General features: G+C 74.0%; 2 protein-coding genes. Both read right to left on the reverse strand.

Annotation, left to right across the window (positions count from 1 at the left end):
- Positions 1–52 precede the first annotated feature (52 nt).
- Complete coding sequence (locus J0670_RS34380) at positions 53–517, reverse strand: (2Fe-2S)-binding protein (protein ID WP_207816321.1); 465 nt, start codon at positions 515–517, stop codon at positions 53–55.
- A 42-nt stretch (positions 518–559) separates the two neighbouring features.
- Positions 560–2,569, reverse strand: coding sequence for a xanthine dehydrogenase family protein molybdopterin-binding subunit (locus J0670_RS34385; protein WP_243437937.1), 2,010 nt, complete (start codon positions 2,567–2,569; stop codon positions 560–562).
- Positions 2,570–3,019 lie beyond the last annotated feature (450 nt).

The following is a 3,019-nucleotide window of genomic DNA, read 5'->3' on the forward strand; positions in this document are numbered from 1 at the left end:
TTCGTAGCGGTGGTCGGCGCGGAGGAGGGCCCGGGTCCGGGAACACACCCCGTCAGGGTGTCTTCCCGGCCGCCGCCGCGCGCTTGATGGCCTCGCGGATGCGCGGGTAGCTGCCGCAGCGGCAGATGTTCTGGATCTGGTCGATGTCCGCGTCCGTCGGGTCGGGCGTGCGGCGCAGCAGGGCGACGGCCGTCATGATCTGGCCCGGCTGGCAGAAGCCGCACTGGGCGACGTCGCAGTCGATCCAGGCCTCCTGCACCGGGTGCAGGGTGTCGCCGTCGGCCAGGCCCTCGATGGTGGTGACGGTGTGCCCCTCGCAGTCCTTGACGGCGCGGGTGCAGGGCTGGAACTCCTGGCCGTCCAGGTGGCTGGTGCAGGCGCGGCAGATGCCGACGCCGCAGCCGTACTTGGGGCCGGTGACGCCGAGCTTGTCGCGCAGCACCCAGAGCAGCGGCATGTCGTCCGGGGCCTCGACGGTGACGGACCGGCCGTTGAGGACGAAGGTGTGCGTGGGCATGGGGAGTTGACGTCCTCGGATCTGGTCGGTCGGGGGGCGGGGTCAGAAGTGGATGGGGAAGGAGCGCGGGCTGGTGCCGGTCGCGCGGGCGTACGCGTTGGCGACGGCGGCCGAGGCGGCCGGGACGCCCAACTCGCCCGCGCCGCCGGGTGCTCCGCTCGGCGGCAGGATGTGGATCTCCACCGACGGCGGGGTGTTGTGCTGCCGGGCGTACAGGAAGTCGGCGTAACTGCCCTCCCTTACCGCGCCGTTGTCGATGTGGTTGCCGGCGTGCAGGATGACCGAGATGCCGTCGATCAGCGCGCCGGTCAACTGGGCTTCCAGGCCGCGGGGGTTGATGGCCCGGCCGACGTCGGCGGCGGCCACCGCTCTGGTGACCCGGGGGTTCGCCCGGTCGGAGGCGTCCAGTTCGACCAGGTAGGCGACCCGGCCGCCGTTCTCGTCGTGGTAGCCGACGCCCTGGGCGTGGCCGGGCGGCATCGGGCGGCCCCAGTCGCCGGCCTTCGCGACGGTGTCCAGGACGGCCTGCCCGGCGGCGCCGCGCAGCCGGGCGCGACGGAAGGCGACCTCGTCCTGGCCCATCCGGCGGGCGAGTTCGTCCATCATGATCTCGTCGGCGACCCGGACCATGCCCGAGTAGACCGAGCGCCAGCTGCCGGTGTGCACGTCCAGCGGCAGCTCGGCGAGCAGCTGGGTGGGGATGCCGACGTTGTACGGGTTCTTCTCGGTGAGCAGGAAGAAGGCCTGGGCGAGGCTGAGCCCGGCCAGTGAGAGGTTGAACCCGGCCGCGGTGAGGGCCTCGCCGAGGCCGTGCCCGAGGTCGGTCTTCACGGTGGCGGCGCGGTGCTCCCAGGTGAGCACCTGGCCGAGGCCGTAGGTGGCGCGGATGCGGTGGTGGCTGGCGGGGCGCATCCGGCCGTGCCGCATGTCGTCGTTGCGGGTCCACATGAGCTTGACCGGGCGGCCGGCGGCCTTGGAGATCTGGGCGGCCTCCAGGGCGGCGTCGAAGAACAGCCGGCGGCCGAAGGAGCCGCCGCCGCGCACGACGTGGACGGTGACGGCGCTCTGCGGCAGGCCGAGTTCGGCGGCGATGGTCTGCTGGGCGATGATCGGGCTCTGCGCGGCGAACCACAGCTCGGCGCGGTTCGGCCGCACGTCGGCGACGGCGGTCAGCACCTCCATCGGGGCGTGGTTGACGAAGGCGAAGTCGAACTCGCCGTCCAGGTACTCGGTGAGCAGCGGCGGCAGCAGGAACGGCGCGTGCGCGGCGCGCAGCCGGGCCCGGATGTCGCCCGTGGACAGGTTCGCGACCGGGCCCGGGTTCCAGGTGGTGCGCAGCGCGTCGCGGGCCTTGATCGCCTGGTCGAAGGTCTCGGCGAGGACGGCGACGCCGCTGGGGATCCGCACCACGGCGTGCACCCCGGGCATGGTGCGGGCGACCGTGGCGTCCAGCGACTTGAGGGTGCCGTTGATGGTGGTCGGGCGGGCGACGACGGTGGGCAGGGCGCCCGGGATCTGGAGGTCCCCGGCGTACTTGACGCGGCCGGTGACGATGTCGCGGGCGTCGATCCGGCCGGTCGGTCTGCCCACGAGGCGCAGCTGGTCGGGCGACTTGGGCGTGCCGGGGACGGCGGGCACGGCCACCGTGGCGGCCGCGGCGGCGAGTTCGCCGTAGCCGAGGCTGCGGCCGTCGGGGGCGAGGACGGCGGAGTCGGCGGTGCGCAGGCTGTTCGCGGGAACGTTCCAGCGGGCGGCGGCGGCGGTCACCAGCCGGGCGCGGGCGGCCGCGGCCGCGGCGCGCACCGGGTCGTACAGCGAGCGCACCGAATTGGAGCCGCCGGTCAGCTGGTTGAAGAGCAGCTCCGGTCGGCTGTCGGAGAGCGGCACGTCCACGTCGGTGAGCCGGGCGTCGAGCTCCTCGGCGACCAGCATGGCGATCGCGGTGGTGAGGCCCTGGCCGACCTCCAGCCGGGGCAGATGGATCGCGGCACGCCCGGCGGGGGTGATTTCGAGGACCAGCAGGTGCGAGGTGGGCAGCCCGGCGAGGATCATCGCGTCGCCGAGGTCGACGATGTCCGGAATACCCGGCAGGCCGAACAGCTGAGAGGGGGCGGCGTCCTGGGCCGCCTCGGCGGCGCGGACGGCGGCCCGGGCGGCGGCGGGCGCGGCGGCGTCGAGGCCGAACCGGGCGGCGACGGTGAGGGTCGGCGCGGCCAGCAGGTAGGTGAGGAAGCGGCGGCGGCCGGTGGGCCCGGCGGTGTCGGCGGAGTGGTCGGCGTCGCCGGTGTCGCCCTGGGGGCCGGTGGAGTCCGAGGCGGCGATGGAGGTGCTGATGGGAGGAACCCTTCGAGCCGGTGACGGCGCCGGATCGGGTGGGCGCGGCGGCCCCGGCCCGGTGCCGGATCGCGAACGCCGTTGAGCATAGGAGGGCGTTACTGACGGGTCAACACGGTCAATCTTGGCCCCTCGGCCGGGTGGTGGAGGTGTTCCATCCGCTTCGGG

It is taken from the genome of Streptomyces sp. FH025 (genome assembly GCF_017427025.1).
Classification (GTDB): domain Bacteria; phylum Actinomycetota; class Actinomycetes; order Streptomycetales; family Streptomycetaceae; genus Kitasatospora.